The organism is Shimia aestuarii, from assembly GCF_022814865.1.
GTDB classification, from domain to species: Bacteria; Pseudomonadota; Alphaproteobacteria; order Rhodobacterales; family Rhodobacteraceae; genus Shimia; species Shimia aestuarii_A.
This window is the reverse complement of record NZ_JAKVRD010000003.1, coordinates 123,249-139,126: the sequence shown is the minus strand read 5'-3', so window position 1 is coordinate 139,126 and position 15,878 is coordinate 123,249. Positions and strand designations below refer to the sequence as shown.

Sequence of the window (15,878 nt, the reverse complement as noted above, 5' to 3'; positions counted from 1 at the left end):
GGTTTAACCGATTGTTGGGCTTTGTCGCGCAATCTCCGACCTCAACACGGACGAGTCGGAGATGCAGATGAGCATTCACACACAGCTTGAGACGCGCCTCGATCAGGGGTTCATGGCCTCCTATCTTGATGCGCTGGCGCTTGTCGAGCGGCTGCATCGGCTCTTGCTCGACGTCATCAAGGACGAATTCGAGCGAGTCGGGGTGCCAGAGATCAACGCGGTTCAGGCGCTTCTTTTGTTCAACATCGGCGACAACGAGGTTACGGCGGGCGAGTTGAAATCGCGCGGCTACTACCAAGGCAGCAATGTCAGCTATAACCTCAAGAAACTCGTCGAGATGGGGTTTATGCACCATCAACGCTGTGAGATTGACCGCCGCTCGGTGCGGGTCCGGCTGACGCAGAAGGGGCGCGAAATCCGCGATGTGGTCGCCGCCCTGTTTGAGCGCCATGCGGATGGCTTGCGCGACAAGGGCGTGCTTGGGGCGGAGGGGATCGAGGAGATCACCTTTGCGCTGCGCCGGGTCGAACGCTATTGGGCCGATCAGATCCGCTACATTTACTAGGCTGTGCATCCCGGACCCCGCGCGTTTTGCACAGTCCTTGGTTAACGAGTGCGGGTGTCTTCCACAGGGGGCAGCAGGCCGAGCGTCGGCGGGCTTAGTTCGCGCTCCAACTTGCGCTTCATGGCGCGTTCGAAATCGGCATAGCCTGTGGCGATCTCGAGAAAGGCGCCGGGGCCGTGCAGGACTTCGTTCTTGTAATATGGGATGAGATCGGTTTCGGCCTCGAACTCAGCAGCATTGATCGCCAGACCGTTGACCACGATGTCACGGAAGGCAAAGGCGTTGTAGGCCTCTTCCGGGCCGAAGCCTTCGTTGTTCTTGCCGTCGCCGGAGACATCGATCGTATTGTAAAGACAGCGTGGCGCGGATTGGAACATCGTCGCGCCATAGCCAAGCGCATAGCCAAGCGCGGTGGGGAATTTCGTGGTGCTGCGCTCGGAGGACGCCAGTGTCGCCGCCGCCTCATAAAGCGCGGCAGGGCTCTCAATCAGGGTCCAGTTAAGGAGGATCTTCTGATTGTAGCGCCCGCTCCATTCATAGACCGCCAGCGCCACATGCTGCGGCGCGATGAAGAAGGCGCGTTCCACATCTGGCGACAAGAGCGCGCGGGCAAGGCCGCGCCGTTGCAGCGCGTCCTCTGTTGCATTGACCGAACTGGACACATCGAGCGCCAGCAGCAGCGCCAGACGACACTCGACCGCACGCGCAGGCCCGGCCGCAAGAAGCGCAAGCCCGGCAGCGGCATATCCCAGCCGCCGCACAGTGCGGAAAGCGCGACCGCGCATCGCGATCACCAGTGGCCCGTGCTTTCCATGCTGAGCCAGGGCTCGGCGGCAGGCAGGGCCTCGCCCTCTTGCAGAAGTTCGATGGAGATATTGTCGGGCGAGCGCACGAAGGCCATGCGCCCATCACGCGGCGGGCGATTGATGGTGACGCCGTTGTCCATCAGGTGCTGACACATCTCGTAGATATTGCCGACCTCATAGGCCAGATGGCCGAAATGACGCGAATCCGAAGGCAGCTCGTCATCGCCGTCCCAGTTATAGGTGAGTTCGACCGGGCAGTCTTCCTGCCCCTCTGGCGCCATGAAGATCAGCGAAAAGCGGCCCGCCTCGCTATCGTAGCGGCGCGTTTCCTTGAGGCCGAGCAGGGCATAGAAGGCCATCGAGGCCTCGAGGTCTTTCACGCGGACCATGGTGTGCAGGTATTTCAGATGCATGTGCGGTTTCCCTTGTCGTCGCTCTTGTTCGTCGTTGCCCCGATGAAAGCAAACCCGCGCCGCCATGGCCAGTGTAATCCGCCTTCCAACGCGATCACGAAGTCTTTATGAGAGAAGGGAGGGATTTTGGATCAGGGAGACCGCCCGTGCAGCAATATCACGACGCGCTGAGGACGATTCTGGATCACGGGGTGGAGTCCTCGGACCGCACCGGCACCGGCACGCTTTCGTATTTTGGGATGCAGGCGCGCTATCCGCTGGCGGATGGGTTTCCGTTGGTGACGACGAAGAAACTGCACCTGCGCTCGATCATCCATGAACTGCTGTGGTTCCTCGCGGGCGATACCAACATCGGCTATCTCAAGGACAATGGCGTCTCGATTTGGGATGAATGGGCCGATGAGAACGGCGACCTTGGCCCCGTTTACGGCCATCAATGGCGCCATTGGCCGGGGCATTTGGGTGAGATCGACCAGGTGGCCGATCTTGTCGAGGCGATCAAGACGACGCCGGATAGCCGCCGTCTCATCGTGTCGGCATGGAACCCGGCGGATGTGCCGGATATGGCGCTGCCGCCGTGTCACACGCTCTGGCAAGTGCGGATCGCGGGCAACAAGCTGCATCTGCAGCTATATCAGCGGTCGGCGGACATGTTCCTTGGCGTGCCGTTCAACATCGCCTCTTATGCGTTGCTGCAGGTGATGTTGGCGCATGTGACGGGCTATGAACCGGGCGATTTCATCCACACGATCGGCGACGCGCATATCTATTCCAACCATATGGAACAGGTTCAAACACAGCTTGCGCGCCGCCCGAAACCCCTGCCGCAGTTGCGGATCACGCGGGATGTGCCATCGCTTTTTGATTTCAAATACGAGGATTTCGAAATCCTCAACTATGATCCGGACCCGGCGATTTCGGCTCCGGTTGCGGTGTAACTCTATGATTTCATTGATGGTTGGTCGGGATCGTAACGGCGCGATCGGCAAGGACAACGATATCCCGTGGCACGTGCCGGAAGACCTCAAGGCGTTTCAGCGCGAAACCCTCGGCGGTGCGATCATCATGGGCCGCAACACTTGGGATAGCCTGCCCGTGAAGCCGCTCAAGAACCGGATGAACATCGTGGTGACACGGCAGCTGGGGCTCACAGAGCATCAGGCGGGCTCGGTCGAGGAGGCGATCGCAATCGCCTATGCGGCGGGGTATCGGCGGGTCTATGGCATTGGTGGCGCGGGGATCTATCGTGCGATGATGCCGCTGGCCGAACGTCTATTGGTGACGGAAGTGGATCTTGCCATCGAGGATGCAGATACGTTTTTCCCGGACTTTTCGGAAGAAGATTGGCGGCGGGTTGGGACGTATGATCTGCGGGCGCAAGACCCGACTTGTATCCTGCATGAGTACCTGCGGCGCTAAGCCCGTGAGGGCGCTCCGGAAAACACCTTGTTTCCACTAGGGAAATTGACAGCGCGGCCAGCGCGCCCGTAGGATCGCGGCATTCAACATGCATATTCTCTTCGATGGGAAGGATTCCCGATGACGACGGTTCTCAAGACGATTTCCAAGCTGTCTGCGGCGCTCGTGTTAATGGCGGCGCCGGCCATGGCCCAGACCTGGAGCAGCAACGCGCCGCAGATTGGCCAAGTGAACAAGCCAGAAGGCCTGATGATCCACCCCTATCCGGCCTCGGGCAACTACTGTCCGAGCGGGCTTCAGCCGATCACGATGGGGGGTGTGATCTGTTGCGGCACGCCGAACACGGGCGAAACCTATTATAACCGCGCCTCGTATCGCCGCAGCTATGGCGGCTACGATTGCCCGGCTGGTGTCAAAGGGTGTGATTGAGGCAAATCTCGCCGAAAGAGCGGGGCGCTGATCCGGCGCCCCGGCCCACAGCGGGCGTCAAAGCGCCTTGAGATCGCCTGCCATCTGTCGTCCGTCGCGGCCTTCAATCAGTTCGAATGAAATCTTCTGATTGTCCGCAAGTCCGGTCATACCCGAACGTTCCACGGCGGAGATATGGACAAAAATGTCCTTGCCGCCATCTTCCGGCTCAATAAAGCCGTATCCCTTGGTGGTGTTGAACCATTTAACGGTGCCGACCGGCATACCGTGTCTCCTTCTATTGCCTTGCTTGCCGCCGGAGTTCCGGCCCGACGACCGCATTCAGCCGCGCACCCCGGGCCATGGCGCCGCGAGACGAACGGAAATGCTACACCGAGGATTGCACGGCGATTGTAAAAAGCAAGCAAAACGACTTGAAAAACAGGCGTCTTGGCGTCAGGTCTTGGCGCAAAAGAGGGGTAATCCATGCGACTCTATGGTCTTAAGACATGCGATACGTGCCGTAAGGCGTTGAAGGTTCTAGGAAATGCAGAGTTCGTGGATGTGCGGGCAGAGGGCGTTCCGGAGGCGCTTCTCAATCGGGCATATGCGGAATTTGGCGACGCTTTGGTCAATACACGGTCAACGACATGGCGCGGTTTGAGCCCGGCAGAACGCCAAGAAGCACCGATTTCCCTTTTGCAGAAGCATCCGACTCTGATGAAACGACCGCTGATCGAGGTCGATGGGGCGCTCTATCTTGGCTGGGGCAAGGATGTGCAGGCGGCTCTTGGCTAAGGGCGCGGGCGCTCTTATGTAGACGGTCTGACACGACAACAGGAGGCCTCATGCGCAACGCGGCTTTGACCCTTGGAATTATTGCCGGGCTCGGCGGAATGCTGATCGGCTTTTTCAGCTGGGGCTATACGGACCTCATTGATCGCTATGGCGAGGTGCCGGACCTGTTTGAGCAGGTGCAGAACGTGCAGCTTGTGCGTTTTGGCGGGCTGTTTGCGCCAATGCTGGCGATTGCCGGGGGTGCGATGGCGCGGGCGCGGGCGCTTTGGGGCGGTGTTCTGATGCTTCTGTCGGCGCTAGGCATGTATGTGGCGTTTGATTTCAATGCCTTCACCATGTTCCCGATCAGCTTTGCCCTTCTGGGCGGTGTGCTGGCGATTGCCGCCGGGAAGCCGGATGAGCCGAAATCACATTTCTAAGGCGCGGCGGGGCGCAAGCAGGCGGTCGAGAGCGACCGGGCCTGCGCCCTTGATGACCAGAACCAGCAAGAGAAACACCCAGAAGGCGCGTTGATCGAGGATCACGGCATCGGGGATGCGGTCGAACCATGCGCCGAGGGTTTCGGCGTGTTCGATACCGCCGTGGCCATAGAGATCGGTCAGGGATTGCACAGTGACGAAGCCGATCATGCCAAGCGCGGCGAGGCGGGTTGCGAGGCCGAGAACGATTAGGGCGGGGAGGATGAACTCGGCCCAAGTTCCGGCGAGCACGACGAGGTATTGCAGCAGCGACATTTGCGAACTGTCATAACCTGCGGCTTCGAAGGCGCGCGGGAAGATTTGCACGTATGCGCCTGTCGAGGGAGAGAAAAGCCCGGACACGCCATCGCCGAGCTTGGTCAGGCCGGAGGCCCAGAAATAGCCAAGCAGAACGGCAGCGAAGATCAGCCGCGCAAGAAGCGGCAGGAGGGCATCAAGGCGGGACACGCGGGCGGTGACGGCGGTGTAGAGCTGGATCAAGGACGACATGGGAAGACCTCAGGGTAGGATCGCGGTGATGGCCTCGGCAGAGAGGAGGCACGCGAGACAGGTGGACAGATCGAAATCGGGGCTGGCCTCGGCGGCGGTCTCGGCGGCGTCGCCGAGGGTTTGGCCCGCCATGAGGGCCGTTGCAAAGGTGAGCCCGCCGGGCGGCAGGAGATGCGGCAGGGGATCATAGCCGGTGCGCGCGACGAGGACGGACTGTGTCTCGGCGCGAGGCTTGGGCGCCTTGGGATCAAGGGCAAGGCGGTAGATCGAGAGAAGCGGCCACTCGGAGCCCAGAAGGCAAACCGCCGGGGCAAAGCCAAAGCGCGTCTCGGGCAGGTCTTCGGGCGCGATATGGGCCAGCGCGTCGGGCGCAATCGGCGCGTGGTCGGCGGCGTGATATGCAGCGCGCAGGGCCTGCTCGAGGTGCGCCACGTCAGCGAGGTAGCCCTTTGCGGCCAGCGCGTCGAGCGAGGCGAGGAAATCGGGAAACCCGGCGCCGTAATGCATCATCAGGGGGCTTTCCGGCGGCGAGCTGCGCAGGAAGCGGCCCGCGACAGAGCGGAAATTCTCGTCCCCGAGAAGGCGTGCCGTGGCAGGAAAGCTTGCCTCGAGCGCCTCGGTCAGGGAAACCGCGACGTTGTTGCGATAGACGTTGAAGCGTTTGGTCGCACTGCGGCCCAGCCCGTCCTGAAGATCGGGCGGCGCGGGGCGCTCGGCGTCAAGGATTGCGGCGCGAAAGGCGCTTTGACGGCTCATGCGGGCACCTTGGAGAGGGCGTCTGCTGCGCGGGCGGCTTCGGATTCTAGCTCGGGCCAGGCGGGCACATCATTGTCCCACTCGATGAGCACAGGGCGCGGGCCGGAGAGGGCAAGCGTGTGGTCCAGAAGCGCCCAGACGGGATCGACGATGGGCGCGCCGTGGCTGTCGATGAGGAGCGGTGCGCCGTGTTCGTCTTCGTCCTCATCATGGCCGCCGAGATGAATCTCGCCCACGGCGTCGAGGGGGAAATCGTTGATATAGCTGCGCGGATCATAGGCGAGGTTGGTGGCGGAGACGAAGACGTTGTTGACGTCAAGGAGCAGGCCACAGCCGGTGCGGCGGCTCACTTCGCGCAAGAAATCGGGTTCGGACCATGTGCTTTCGGCAAAGGCGAGGTAGCTTGACGGGTTCTCGAGCAGCATGGGGCGGTCGAGGGCCTCTTGCACCTGATCGATATGGGCGCAGACGCGGGCCAGGGTATCTTCTGTGTAGGGCAGGGGCAGCAGGTCGTTCAGGAAGGCGCTTTCATGGGTGGACCATGCGAGATGTTCGGAGAAGGAGGCGGGGTTGAGCCATCCAATAAGGTGTTTCAGGCGCGCGAGGTGATCGGGATCAAGCGGGGTTTCGCCGCCGATCGAAAGGCCGACACCGTGCACGGAGATCGGGAAGCGTTCGGCCAGCGCACGCAGCTGTGCAAGCGGGCGGCCGCCATCCCCCATGTAATTTTCGGCATGGATTTCGAGCCAGCCGACGGTGCCGGGGTTTTCTACGATGTCGTTGAAGTGCTGTGGCTTGTAGCCGACACCCGGCGTTGCGGGCAGGGCAGGAAAACGGGAGCTTGCATCGAGCATCGGAGGCACCTTTCGTCAGAGAATGTGGCGCCCCGCCGAGGGACGGGACGCCGGGGGTGGCTTATGCCGGCAGGTCGCGGTCGAGTTCTTCGAGCGAGCCCATACGCTTGGAGCCGTCTGCCATGTCGGGCAGTTCGATATCCATGCAGGTGCCCGCGTCGACGAGGGTCCAGGCGTTGCCTTGGTAGTCAACGGTCGAGGTGCCTGCGCAGGTCGTGCCAGCGCCTGCGGCGCAGTCGTTTTCACCTGCGAGCGAAACACCGTAGCACTTTTCCTTTTCCATCGCGGAGGCCGCTTGGGTGGTTGCGGTGAGGGCAGCAGCGACGGCGCTTGCGACGGCGAGGGTTTTGACGGTCTTGGACATAGTTTCTCTTCCCTTTGGTTTAGAAAACTGGCCGACCCGATTGGGCGGCATGGGAAGAACTTAGGTGTGGCAGCCTGTCACGGACCAATCACGGGGCCGTGTGTCACGCGTCCGTCAGGGGACGTGACAAAAGCGTGAGAAATCCACGTTGGATCGGGCGGTTTTGTTTCAAAACGCGAAACGCGCCCCGGTTTTCCGAGGCGCGTCTGCGATTTTGTTGCAATTTCGGCCAACTGCGCTAGGCGAGATCGGGCGGCAGTGCCTCTTTCGCGAGTTCGGTTACAATCTCATCAAGGCTCTGGACCTTGCTTTGCTTCTCGCCAAGGCGGCGGGTCGAGACAGTGCGCTCTTCGACTTCCTTGCGTCCGATGGCGAGGATGACGGGCACCTTACCGACCGAATGTTCGCGGACCTTGTAGTTGATTTTCTCGTTCCGCGTATCGGCCTCGGCACGCACACCCTTGGCGCGCAGGGCGTCTACGACCTCGTACACGTAGTCATCGGCCTCGGAGACAATGGAGGCCACGACAACCTGACGGGGGGCAATCCAGAAAGGCAGCTTGCCTGCGTGTTCCTCGATCAGGATACCGATGAAGCGTTCGAACGAGCCGAGCGTCGCGCGGTGCAGCATGACCGGGCGGTGTTTCGCCCCGTCCTCGCCGATATAGGTCGCGTCGAGGCGTTCGGGCAGGACGAAATCGACCTGCAGCGTGCCACATTGCCAATCACGCCCAATGGCGTCGGTCAGCACGAATTCGAGCTTCGGCCCATAAAAGGCGCCTTCACCGGGGTTCAGATCGAAATCACAGCCCGCCGCGATGGTCGCGGCCTTGAGTGCCTCTTCGGATTTGTCCCAGACCTCGTCCGAGCCCGCACGGGTATCGGGGCGATCGGAGAACTTGATCGAGAACGTCTCGAAGCCAAGGTCGCGATAGATGCGCGACAGGAAGTCGATAAACTTCTTGGTTTCGTCTTCGATCTGAGCTTCGGTGCAGAAGATATGCGCATCGTCCTGCGTAAAGCCGCGCACGCGCATGATGCCGTGCAGCGCGCCCGAAGGCTCGTAGCGGTTACACGAACCGAACTCGGCCATGCGCAGGGGCAGGTCGCGGTAGGACTTGAGGCCTTGATTGAAGATCTGCACGTGGCAGGGACAGTTCATCGGCTTCAGGGCGTTGATCGCCTTTTCGCGCGCATGTTCCTCGTCCACTTCGACGATGAACATGTTTTCCTGATACTTGTCCCAGTGGCCCGAGGCTTCCCAGAGCTTGCGATCGACAACCTGCGGTGTGTTGACCTCGACATAGCCGCCACGGGTCTGCTGGCGGCGCATGTAGTCTTGCAGCATGGTGTAGATCGTCCAGCCGTTCGGGTGCCAGAAGATCTGACCGGGGGCTTCTTCCTGCATGTGGAAGAGGTCCATCTCGCGGCCGAGCTTGCGGTGGTCGCGCTTGGCGGCCTCTTCGAGCATGTGGAGATGCGCCTTGAGGTCTTCCTTGTTCTTGAAGGCGACACCGTAGATGCGCTGAAGCATGGCGCGGTCACTATCGCCGCGCCAATAAGCCCCGGCGACGCTCATCAGTTTGAAGGCATCTGCGGGCACTTGGCCGGTGTGCTGAAGGTGCGGGCCGCGGCAGAGATCTTGCCAATGGCCGTGCCAATACATGCGCAGCGGTTCGTTGCCGGGGATCGCTTCGATCAGCTCGACCTTATAGGGCTCGTTGTTGGCCTCATAGAAAGCCACCGCGCGGTCGCGCTCCCAGATTTCGGTGGTGACGGGATCGCGACGGTTGATGATTTCCTTCATCTTCTTCTCGATGGCGCCGAGATCTTCGGGAGTGAAGGGCTCTTCGCGGTCGAAATCGTAATACCAGCCATTGTCGATCACCGGGCCGATGGTGACCTTCACGTCAGGCCAGATCTCTTGCACGGCGCGGGCCATGATATGAGCGAGGTCGTGGCGGATCAGTTCGAGCGCCTCGGCGTCGTTGTCCTTCATGGTGTTGATGGCAATAGAGGCGTCGGCCTCGATCGGCCATTGCAGATCCCAATGCTGGCCATCGACGGTCGCGGAGATCGCTTTCTTGGCAAGGGAGGAAGAAATGGAAGACGCGACTTCGGCAGGCGTTACGCCTTTGCCGTAAGAGCGTGCATTACCATCAGGAAAAGTCAGGGAAATATCGGCCATCAGCCTCAAGCTCCTCGTCAGTTTGGCGCCCACGGAACGCCCGGTTGCGGGTATATGGTTCGGGGACTATTTGCGCCGGATGCGCAGACATGTCAACCGGGCAGCACGCGCCGCCCGGTTGCAAAGATCAAATGTCGCGCCAGATGGTCAAGCGCGCATGCGTGGCACGTCATGGGGATCAAGGTGCAGCTCGATCAGGGCCGGACCGGATTTATGGCCGCGCAGCATGTCGAGCGCCTTTTCAAGATCCGCATCCGAGCGCACCTCGACCCCGATTCCGCCAAGGGCGTTTGCCGTGGCGGCGAAAGAGGGCCATTGGAATTCCGACAGAGATGGATCCATCTGGCGGTCTAGGAACTGAATATGTTCGGCGCCATAAGCGGCATCGTTGGCCACGATCACCGTCAGGTTCAGCCCCATACGCACGGCGGTGTTGAACTCGTTGATGCCACCCATCATGAAGCCGCCATCGCCGGTAAAGAGAACGGTGGGGCGGTCCGGATCGGCCACGGCGGCGCCGATGGCTTCCTGAAGGCCAAGGCCGATGGAGCCGAAATTCACCGTCGGCACAAAGCTATGCGGGTTCGGCACGGAGAGGCGGCACCAGACCTCGGTCATGAAGCGGCCGCCGTCAGTGACGAGGATGCGGTCCTTGGGGAAGAGCTCTTCGAGGTGTTCCAGCGCGTGCACGAAGTTCACGCACCCTTCGGCGGTCTTGTTGGGGCCGACCGGGTGATGGGTCAGTTCGCTGGTCTCGAGGTCGCGGGTAAAGCCGCTGCCGGGGATTTCGGCCTCATCGAGCCAATAGAGGATGGTCTCTGCAGTGAGGCCCGCATCGGCCACGAGTGCGGCATCGGGGTGCAACCCGCCGCCGATCTGCGACGGGGCGATATCGATCTGCACGATGCGTTTGCCCGACATCAGCTTGCCCTTGTCGGTGGTGAAATCATGCAGGCCGGTGCCGAAACAGACGATGCAGTCGGCCTTGGCGATGAGATCATAGGCGGCGGGTGTGCTCAGCGTGCCGAAGATGTCGATATTGTAGGGGTGATCATTGAACAGCCCCTTGGCCTTGAGCGTGGTGGCGAGCGGTGCCTCGAGGCGGTCGGCAAGCTTGATGAGTTGCTCGCGCGCGGCGACAGCACCCAATCCGGCAAGGATCAGGGGGCGGCGAGCGGAGGCGATCATGCCGATGGCATTGTCGAGCGTATCACCCTCGGCGACGCCGCCGGGGGCCGTGAAGACGTCGAGCACATGGGTTTCGTGGGTCGTCTTTTCCCACATGAAATCAGCAGGCATGTTGAGGACGATGGGGCGGCGTTCGACCTGGGCGCGGTAGAAGGCGCGGGCCAAGTCCTTGGCGGCGGTGGCCGGGCTGCGCAGTTGTTCGAAGCCTGCGCCGGCGGCTTTCACCACCTCGCGCTGGTCAATGCCTTGCAGGTGGCGCGGGTTGTCGACGGGGGTATCGCCCGCGAGAAGAACAAGCGGGACGTGGCCGCGCAGCCCCTCGGTCAGGGCGGTCATGCAGTTGGTGAGCGCCGGGCCGTGGGTCACGGTTGCGACGCCGACCTTGCCCGCGACATGATGATAGGCCATCGCCATCAGGACGGTGCTACCCTCATGGGCGGCGGGGACGAAGCGGCCTTCGCATTCGCGCACGTAAGCATCGACCATGAACAGGTTGGCATCGCCCATCAGACCAAAGAGGGTCTCTACGCCTTGATCGGCAAGGGCGCGGGCGATGGATTGGTGGACGTGGATTTCCTGGCTCATGGGGGTGTCTCCTGTTGCGTTTTGTCCTTGATAGAGGAGGAGCGATGCGGGGTGTGCGTAATCTCGCGCGTTTGTAAGGTGATCTATGCGGTGTCTTGCCTTTTTTGTGTAATTCAATGCGTGAAATGCGCGTCAAGGCGGGTGGATATGCGCTTTGGCGAATTCGAGACGCGGGAGTTGTGGAGCACGCCGTCCCCCGGCATGATGCGGGCAAGACCAACGGGAGACAGAGCATGCATGCCCAATATCTGGACACGCCACAAGGACGGCGGATCGCCTATCACAAGAGCGGGAAGACCGGGCCGACGGTGGTGTTCCTTGGTGGCCTCAAATCCGACATGGAAGGCACCAAGGCGCTTTACCTTGAGGCGTGGGCCAAGGCGCGGGGGCAGAGTTTTCTGCGCTTTGATTACTCGGGGCATGGAGAAAGCTCTGGCACATTCGAGGAGGGATGTATCGGGGATTGGCACGAGGATGCGCTCGCGGCGGTCACGGCGCTGACCTCCGGGCCGCTGGTGCTTGTGGGTTCGTCCATGGGCGGCTGGCAGGCGCTCTTGCTGGCCCGTGCGATCCCTGAACGGATTGCCGGCCTTGTCACCATCGCCGCTGCGCCGGATTTCACCGAGGACAGCTATTGGGCAGGCTTCTCGGAGGCGCAGAAAGAGGCGATCGAGACCGTGGGACAGGTAGAATTGCCGTCGGATTACATGGACCCCTATATCGTGACGCGCCGCATGATCGAAGATGGGCGCAAGAACCTCGTGTTGCGCGCGCCTTTGAAGTTACCGTTCCCGGTACGGATGGTGCAGGGAACGGAAGACGAGGCCGTGAGCCGTGAGGTGGCGCTGCGCCTGCTCGATCATGCGGAAGCAGAGGATATCCGTCTCATCTTTGTGAAGGGGGCGGACCACAGGTTCTCGGATGAGGCTTGTCTTAAACTGATCGAAGAATGTGTTATTTCGGTTATAGACGTCAAGGAATCTGTCTAATGCGAACATTTGGGCGTTTCTTGGGGCGGCTGCTTCTTCTTGTGGGTCTGCTGCTTGGCGGGCTCTGGTTTTTTGGTCCGCGTGAGACGGTTTCGCTTGTTCCTGAGTTTGACCCTGCCACGATTGGTCCGGATGTAGACGCCTATCTCGCCGCGCGAGAAGCCGGGTATTCGGGGCTCACGCCGGGTGTGGAGAAGCGCGTTGTCTGGGCCGGGACGACCTGAGAGGCCACGGACCAGGCGATTGTCTATGTGCACGGCTTCTCGGCGACCAGTGAGGAAATCCGCCCGGTGCCGGATCTTGTCGCGGCCGAGCTAGGCGCGAACCTTGTCTATACGCGGCTTGCCGGGCACGGGCTTGGAGGTGCGGCATTGGCGGAGGCGCGCGCCTCGGAGTGGATGAGCGATGTCGCGGAAGCTATTGCTGTTGCTCATAAAATTGGAAATGATGTTATCATCATTGCGACATCGACAGGGGCGACGCTTGTTGCCGAGGCGGCGTTGCAGCCGGAGATGATGCAGGGTGTGGCGGGGATCATCCTCGTCTCGCCGAACTTTGCGATTGCTGATCCCGCCTCTGTTGTGCTGACCTTGCCTGCCGCACGATATTGGGTGCCGACAGTCGCCGGTCAAACGCGCAGCTGGGAGCCGGGGAACGAAGGCCATGCGACCTATTGGACCCATCGCTATCCGACGCAGGCGCTTTTCCAGATGGCGGCATTGGTGAAACACGCGCGGGGGCAGGACTATGGCGCCGTCACAATCCCGGCGCTGTTCCGTTTTTCAGACGCGGATCAGGTCGTCGACCACCGCGCCACGCGCGCGGTCGTGGATGCTTGGGGCGGGCCTGTGACGGTTCAGGCGGTGCAGATGGCCGAAGGCGATGATCCTTCATCCCACGTTATTGCAGGCGATATCATGTCCCCCGGTCAGACGCAGGATGCGGTCACGGCTTTCGTAAATTGGATCAATGCGTTGTGATGGAAAGGTCAAGTCATGGATGAGGCGATTTTCGAGCAGCGGGTGAGCCTCATCACCCTTGCTGTAGGCGATATGCAACGGGCAGCGGCCTTCTATGAAGCGCTTGGGTGGTGCCGTGTCGAAAGCCCGGATGGCGTCATCGCATTTGACCTCATCGGGCAGACGCTCGGTCTTTATTCCCGCGCTGCCTTGGCCGAGGAAACCGGTTTGCCGGAAGAGGCGCTTCGCGGATCGGGCGGCATGACCTTGGCGTATAACGTGCGCGAGAAGGAAGATGTTGCGACACTGCTCGCGCGGGCGGTGGGCGCGGGCGCGCGGTTGTTGAAGCCCGCGCAGGATGTGTTTTGGGGCGGGCATCACGGGTATTTCGAAGACCCGGACGGACATATCTGGGAGGTGGCGCATAACCCGTTCTCGCCGCTTGGGCCGGATGGGGCGTTTCGCTGGAACGGATACGGGTAAGTGTTGACCTAGATCGCGCATGGGCGGAAAGTAGAGTTGCAAACGTCAGAAGTTGCGGTTCAAGAGAGGCGAGATGAGCATGTCGGAACCCTTGGTTCTGCTTCCCGGAATGATGTGCGATGCGCGCCTGTTTGGGCCGCAGATCGCGGAATTGTCGTCGGAGATGCCGGTGATGACTGCGCCCGTGACGGGCGGGGAGCGCGTATCAGAGATCGCGTCGGGGTTGTTGCCGCTCTTGCCGCAGAAATTCGCTTTGGCGGGGTTGAGCTTTGGCGGGATCGTAGCGATGGAAATCCTGCGGCGTGCGCCGGATCGTGTCACGCGCATCGCGCTTTTGGATACCAACCCGCTTGCAGAGACGCCGCAAAGCTCGGCCGCGTATGAGCCGCTCATCGTGAGCGCGAAGGCGGGACAGCTTGGCAAGGTGATCGAGACGTTTATGCAACCCGACTATCTTGCCCCCGGACCGCAGCGGGCGGAGATTCTTGGGATCGTGAAAGAGATGGGTCTTTACCTTGGGCCGGATGTGTTCATCCGTCAGGTGCGGGCGTTGCAACGTCGAAGGGACCAACAAAGCACGTTGCGCAAGTGTAAGGTGCCTGCGCTGGTGATGTGCGGTGAGCATGACACGCTGACGCCGGTCAAGCGCCACACGTTCATGGCCGAGTTGATCCCCTATGCGGAATTGAAGGTGATTGAGGGGGCGGGGCATCTTCCGACGCTCGAGCAACCGGCGGCGACGACGGCGGCGCTTCGTGATTGGATGCGACAGCCTTACGTTCTTCAGTAGTCCAAAGAAGAACGGAGCCCCGAAAGGCTCCGTTTCATCATGAAAGCGTGCGGTGCAATCAGGCGGCGCTATTCTTGTTGGCCGGTTTCGCGGCGGCTTTGGCCTTGGGGGCCTCGGCGTTGGCGTCAATGAATTCGAGCACCAGCGGACGGATATTGTTGCGCCAGCTTTTGCCAGCGAAGATGCCGTAGTGGCCTGCGCCCGGTTCCACGTGGCTCGCCTTTTTCTCGTCCGGCAGGCCGGTGCAGAGGTCGAGCGCGGCGATACACTGACCGGGGGCCGTGATGTCGTCCTTATCGCCTTCGACGGTCTTGACTGCGACGGTCGTGATCTTGCCGATATCGACCTTGCGGCCCGCGACGATGAATTCGTTCTTGGCAATCTCACACTTCTTGAAAATGCGGTCGACGGTTGTGAGGTAGAATTCCGCCGTCATATCCATCACGGCGAGGTATTCGTCGTAGAAACGGTTGTGGGCGTCATGATCAGAGGCCTCGCCGCGAGTCACGCGCATGATCTGGTCGCGGAAGGCTTTGCCGTGGCGGTCGGCATTCATCGACATGAAGGACGAAAGCTGTAGCAGGCCGGGATAGACGAGGCGTCCGACGCCAGGGTATTTGAAGCCGACCCGCTGAATTGCGGTTTCCTCGAGCTGGCCCATGGTGACGCGGTTGCCGAAATCCGTCACTTCGGTGGCGACGGCATCGGGGTTGATCGGGCCGCCGATGAGCGTCAGAGAGCGCGGCTGCGCCTCGGGATCTTCCTCGGCGAGATAGGCCGTTGCGGCAAGGGTCAGCGGCGCTGGCTGGCACACGGCGATCACATGGGTGTCGGGGCCAAGCTCTTTCATGAAATCGACAAGGTAGAGCGTGTAGTCTTCGACATCGAACTTGCCAGCGGAAACGGGGATGTCGCGCGCGTTATGCCAGTCGGTGATGTAGACCTCGCAATCGGGCAGGAGCGACAGGACCGTAGAGCGCAGCAATGTTGCGTAGTGGCCGGACATCGGTGCCACGAGGAGCACCTGACGCTTGCGGCGTTTGCGGCCCTGAACGGCGAAATGGATCAGGTCGCCAAAGTCACGTTCGACCACGGTTTCGATCTGCACGAGGTGGTCGCGGCCATCCTCACACGTCACAGAGTGAATGCCCCAGTCGGGTTTGACGACCATGCGTTGGAACGTGCGCTCGGTCACTTCGCCCCATGCGCGCATCCATTGAAGCGCGGGATTGGGCACAAGCGCGAAGGCCGGGTAAGAGGCCATGGCGGCGGCGGACGCGCCCAACCATTGGTTCGTGTTCCGAGCCGTTTCCATCAAGTCGTACGTCGCCATATAGCGCATTTG

At 61.2% G+C, this 15,878-nt stretch carries 21 protein-coding genes; 11 read left to right on the top strand and 10 right to left on the bottom strand.

The annotated features are described in order from the left end of the window. Positions 1-67: 67 nt before the first annotated feature. Positions 68-565, top strand: coding sequence for a MarR family winged helix-turn-helix transcriptional regulator (locus MK745_RS04605; RefSeq protein WP_243612098.1), 498 nt, complete (start codon positions 68-70; stop codon positions 563-565). A 41-nt stretch (positions 566-606) separates the two neighbouring features. On the opposite strand, the gene MK745_RS04600 is transcribed toward MK745_RS04605, so the two are convergent. Further along, on the bottom strand, positions 607-1,350 hold the full coding sequence (locus MK745_RS04600) for a DUF1194 domain-containing protein (protein ID WP_243612097.1): 744 nt from the start codon (positions 1,348-1,350) through the stop codon (positions 607-609). A gap of 5 nt (positions 1,351-1,355) precedes the next feature. Then, on the bottom strand, positions 1,356-1,784 hold the full coding sequence (locus MK745_RS04595; protein ID WP_243612096.1) for a VOC family protein: 429 nt from the start codon (positions 1,782-1,784) through the stop codon (positions 1,356-1,358). A gap of 146 nt (positions 1,785-1,930) precedes the next feature. Here MK745_RS04595 and MK745_RS04590 point away from each other — a divergent pair, with 146 nt between their 5' ends. From MK745_RS04590 to MK745_RS04580, 3 genes are all read left to right on the top strand, one after another. Beyond that, positions 1,931-2,722, top strand: a complete 792-nt coding sequence (locus MK745_RS04590; RefSeq protein WP_243612095.1) for a thymidylate synthase — start codon at positions 1,931-1,933, stop codon at positions 2,720-2,722. 4 nt (positions 2,723-2,726) lie between these two features. Then, on the top strand, positions 2,727-3,203 hold the full coding sequence (locus MK745_RS04585; RefSeq protein ID WP_243612094.1) for a dihydrofolate reductase: 477 nt from the start codon (positions 2,727-2,729) through the stop codon (positions 3,201-3,203). Between the two features lie 120 nt (positions 3,204-3,323). Continuing rightward, positions 3,324-3,632, top strand: coding sequence for a hypothetical protein (locus MK745_RS04580; protein ID WP_243612093.1), 309 nt, complete (start codon positions 3,324-3,326; stop codon positions 3,630-3,632). A 57-nt stretch (positions 3,633-3,689) separates the two neighbouring features. Here the strand turns inward: MK745_RS04580 and MK745_RS04575 are convergent, their stop codons facing one another. Continuing rightward, complete coding sequence (locus MK745_RS04575; protein WP_243612092.1) at positions 3,690-3,896, bottom strand: cold-shock protein; 207 nt, start codon at positions 3,894-3,896, stop codon at positions 3,690-3,692. A 201-nt stretch (positions 3,897-4,097) separates the two neighbouring features. Between MK745_RS04575 and MK745_RS04570 the strand changes: the two genes are divergently transcribed. After that, entirely contained in the window at positions 4,098-4,409 is a 312-nt protein-coding gene (locus tag MK745_RS04570) for an ArsC/Spx/MgsR family protein (protein ID WP_243612091.1), read from the top strand. Between the two features lie 50 nt (positions 4,410-4,459). Continuing rightward, positions 4,460-4,828, top strand: coding sequence for a hypothetical protein (locus MK745_RS04565; RefSeq protein WP_243612090.1), 369 nt, complete (start codon positions 4,460-4,462; stop codon positions 4,826-4,828). Here MK745_RS04565 and MK745_RS04560 read toward each other — a convergent pair. From MK745_RS04560 to MK745_RS04535, 6 genes are all read right to left on the bottom strand, one after another. Continuing rightward, the gene (locus tag MK745_RS04560; protein ID WP_243612089.1) at positions 4,817-5,377 is read right to left on the bottom strand and encodes a DoxX family protein; all 561 of its coding nucleotides are present in this window, start codon (positions 5,375-5,377) and stop codon (positions 4,817-4,819) included. The genes MK745_RS04565 and MK745_RS04560 overlap by 12 nt on opposite strands. 9 nt (positions 5,378-5,386) lie before the next feature. Next, a complete protein-coding gene (locus tag MK745_RS04555) occupies positions 5,387-6,133 on the bottom strand; it encodes an HvfC/BufC N-terminal domain-containing protein (RefSeq protein WP_243612088.1) in 747 nt (248 codons plus the stop codon). Next, positions 6,130-6,987: an MNIO family bufferin maturase gene (gene bufB, locus MK745_RS04550; protein WP_243612087.1), complete on the bottom strand. Its 858-nt coding sequence runs from the start codon at positions 6,985-6,987 to the stop codon at positions 6,130-6,132. The genes MK745_RS04555 and bufB overlap by 4 nt, the downstream gene beginning before the upstream one ends. Positions 6,988-7,048: 61 nt before the next feature. Next, entirely contained in the window at positions 7,049-7,351 is a 303-nt protein-coding gene (locus tag MK745_RS04545) for a BufA1 family periplasmic bufferin-type metallophore (RefSeq protein WP_243612086.1), read from the bottom strand. Positions 7,352-7,589: 238 nt separating this feature from the next. Then, positions 7,590-9,539, bottom strand: a complete 1,950-nt coding sequence (gene thrS / locus MK745_RS04540) for a threonine--tRNA ligase (RefSeq protein WP_243612085.1) — start codon at positions 9,537-9,539, stop codon at positions 7,590-7,592. A gap of 147 nt (positions 9,540-9,686) precedes the next feature. Then, on the bottom strand, positions 9,687-11,312 hold the full coding sequence (locus tag MK745_RS04535; protein ID WP_243612084.1) for a thiamine pyrophosphate-binding protein: 1,626 nt from the start codon (positions 11,310-11,312) through the stop codon (positions 9,687-9,689). A 233-nt stretch (positions 11,313-11,545) separates the two neighbouring features. On the opposite strand from MK745_RS04535, the gene MK745_RS04530 reads away from it, so the two are divergent. The 5 genes from MK745_RS04530 (at position 11,546) to MK745_RS04510 (ending at position 14,533) form a co-directional block, all read left to right on the top strand. Next, positions 11,546-12,301 carry an alpha/beta fold hydrolase gene (locus MK745_RS04530; protein ID WP_243612083.1) on the top strand — a complete coding sequence of 252 codons (756 nt, stop codon included), beginning with the start codon at positions 11,546-11,548 and terminating at the stop codon, positions 12,299-12,301. Next, positions 12,301-12,525, top strand: coding sequence for a hypothetical protein (locus MK745_RS04525; RefSeq protein ID WP_243612082.1), 225 nt, complete (start codon positions 12,301-12,303; stop codon positions 12,523-12,525). Before MK745_RS04530 ends, MK745_RS04525 begins: the two co-directional genes overlap by 1 nt. Before the next feature lie 18 nt (positions 12,526-12,543). Continuing rightward, positions 12,544-13,281 (top strand): alpha/beta hydrolase, encoded by a 738-nt coding sequence (locus tag MK745_RS04520; RefSeq protein WP_347813643.1) that lies wholly within the window; start codon positions 12,544-12,546, stop codon positions 13,279-13,281. Positions 13,282-13,296: 15 nt separating this feature from the next. Then, positions 13,297-13,743: a VOC family protein gene (locus MK745_RS04515; RefSeq protein ID WP_243612080.1), complete on the top strand. Its 447-nt coding sequence runs from the start codon at positions 13,297-13,299 to the stop codon at positions 13,741-13,743. Positions 13,744-13,822: 79 nt separating this feature from the next. After that, positions 13,823-14,533, top strand: coding sequence for an alpha/beta fold hydrolase (locus tag MK745_RS04510; protein WP_243612224.1), 711 nt, complete (start codon positions 13,823-13,825; stop codon positions 14,531-14,533). Positions 14,534-14,591: 58 nt separating this feature from the next. Here the strand turns inward: MK745_RS04510 and phaZ are convergent, their stop codons facing one another. After that, entirely contained in the window at positions 14,592-15,875 is a 1,284-nt protein-coding gene (phaZ, locus tag MK745_RS04505; protein ID WP_243612079.1) for a polyhydroxyalkanoate depolymerase, read from the bottom strand. Positions 15,876-15,878: the final 3 nt, after the last annotated feature.

What these genes read in the sequence shown, in the direction of transcription:
- MK745_RS04605 (WP_243612098.1), top strand. Translation starts at nt 68, where the DNA reads ATGAGCATTCACACACAGCTTGAGACGCGCCTCGATCAGGGGTTCATG.
- MK745_RS04600 (WP_243612097.1), bottom strand. Translation starts at nt 1,350, where the DNA reads ATGCGCGGTCGCGCTTTCCGCACTGTGCGGCGGCTGGGATATGCCGCT.
- MK745_RS04595 (WP_243612096.1), bottom strand. Translation starts at nt 1,784, where the DNA reads ATGCATCTGAAATACCTGCACACCATGGTCCGCGTGAAAGACCTCGAG.
- MK745_RS04585 (WP_243612094.1), top strand. Translation starts at nt 2,727, where the DNA reads ATGATTTCATTGATGGTTGGTCGGGATCGTAACGGCGCGATCGGCAAG.
- MK745_RS04580 (WP_243612093.1), top strand. Translation starts at nt 3,324, where the DNA reads ATGACGACGGTTCTCAAGACGATTTCCAAGCTGTCTGCGGCGCTCGTG.
- MK745_RS04575 (WP_243612092.1), bottom strand. Translation starts at nt 3,896, where the DNA reads ATGCCGGTCGGCACCGTTAAATGGTTCAACACCACCAAGGGATACGGC.
- MK745_RS04570 (WP_243612091.1), top strand. Translation starts at nt 4,098, where the DNA reads ATGCGACTCTATGGTCTTAAGACATGCGATACGTGCCGTAAGGCGTTG.
- MK745_RS04565 (WP_243612090.1), top strand. Translation starts at nt 4,460, where the DNA reads ATGCGCAACGCGGCTTTGACCCTTGGAATTATTGCCGGGCTCGGCGGA.
- MK745_RS04560 (WP_243612089.1), bottom strand. Translation starts at nt 5,377, where the DNA reads ATGTCGTCCTTGATCCAGCTCTACACCGCCGTCACCGCCCGCGTGTCC.
- MK745_RS04555 (WP_243612088.1), bottom strand. Translation starts at nt 6,133, where the DNA reads ATGAGCCGTCAAAGCGCCTTTCGCGCCGCAATCCTTGACGCCGAGCGC.
- bufB (WP_243612087.1), bottom strand. Translation starts at nt 6,987, where the DNA reads ATGCTCGATGCAAGCTCCCGTTTTCCTGCCCTGCCCGCAACGCCGGGT.
- MK745_RS04545 (WP_243612086.1), bottom strand. Translation starts at nt 7,351, where the DNA reads ATGTCCAAGACCGTCAAAACCCTCGCCGTCGCAAGCGCCGTCGCTGCT.
- thrS (WP_243612085.1), bottom strand. Translation starts at nt 9,539, where the DNA reads ATGGCCGATATTTCCCTGACTTTTCCTGATGGTAATGCACGCTCTTAC.
- MK745_RS04535 (WP_243612084.1), bottom strand. Translation starts at nt 11,312, where the DNA reads ATGAGCCAGGAAATCCACGTCCACCAATCCATCGCCCGCGCCCTTGCC.
- MK745_RS04530 (WP_243612083.1), top strand. Translation starts at nt 11,546, where the DNA reads ATGCATGCCCAATATCTGGACACGCCACAAGGACGGCGGATCGCCTAT.
- MK745_RS04525 (WP_243612082.1), top strand. Translation starts at nt 12,301, where the DNA reads ATGCGAACATTTGGGCGTTTCTTGGGGCGGCTGCTTCTTCTTGTGGGT.
- MK745_RS04515 (WP_243612080.1), top strand. Translation starts at nt 13,297, where the DNA reads ATGGATGAGGCGATTTTCGAGCAGCGGGTGAGCCTCATCACCCTTGCT.
- MK745_RS04510 (WP_243612224.1), top strand. Translation starts at nt 13,823, where the DNA reads ATGTCGGAACCCTTGGTTCTGCTTCCCGGAATGATGTGCGATGCGCGC.
- phaZ (WP_243612079.1), bottom strand. Translation starts at nt 15,875, where the DNA reads ATGCGCTATATGGCGACGTACGACTTGATGGAAACGGCTCGGAACACG.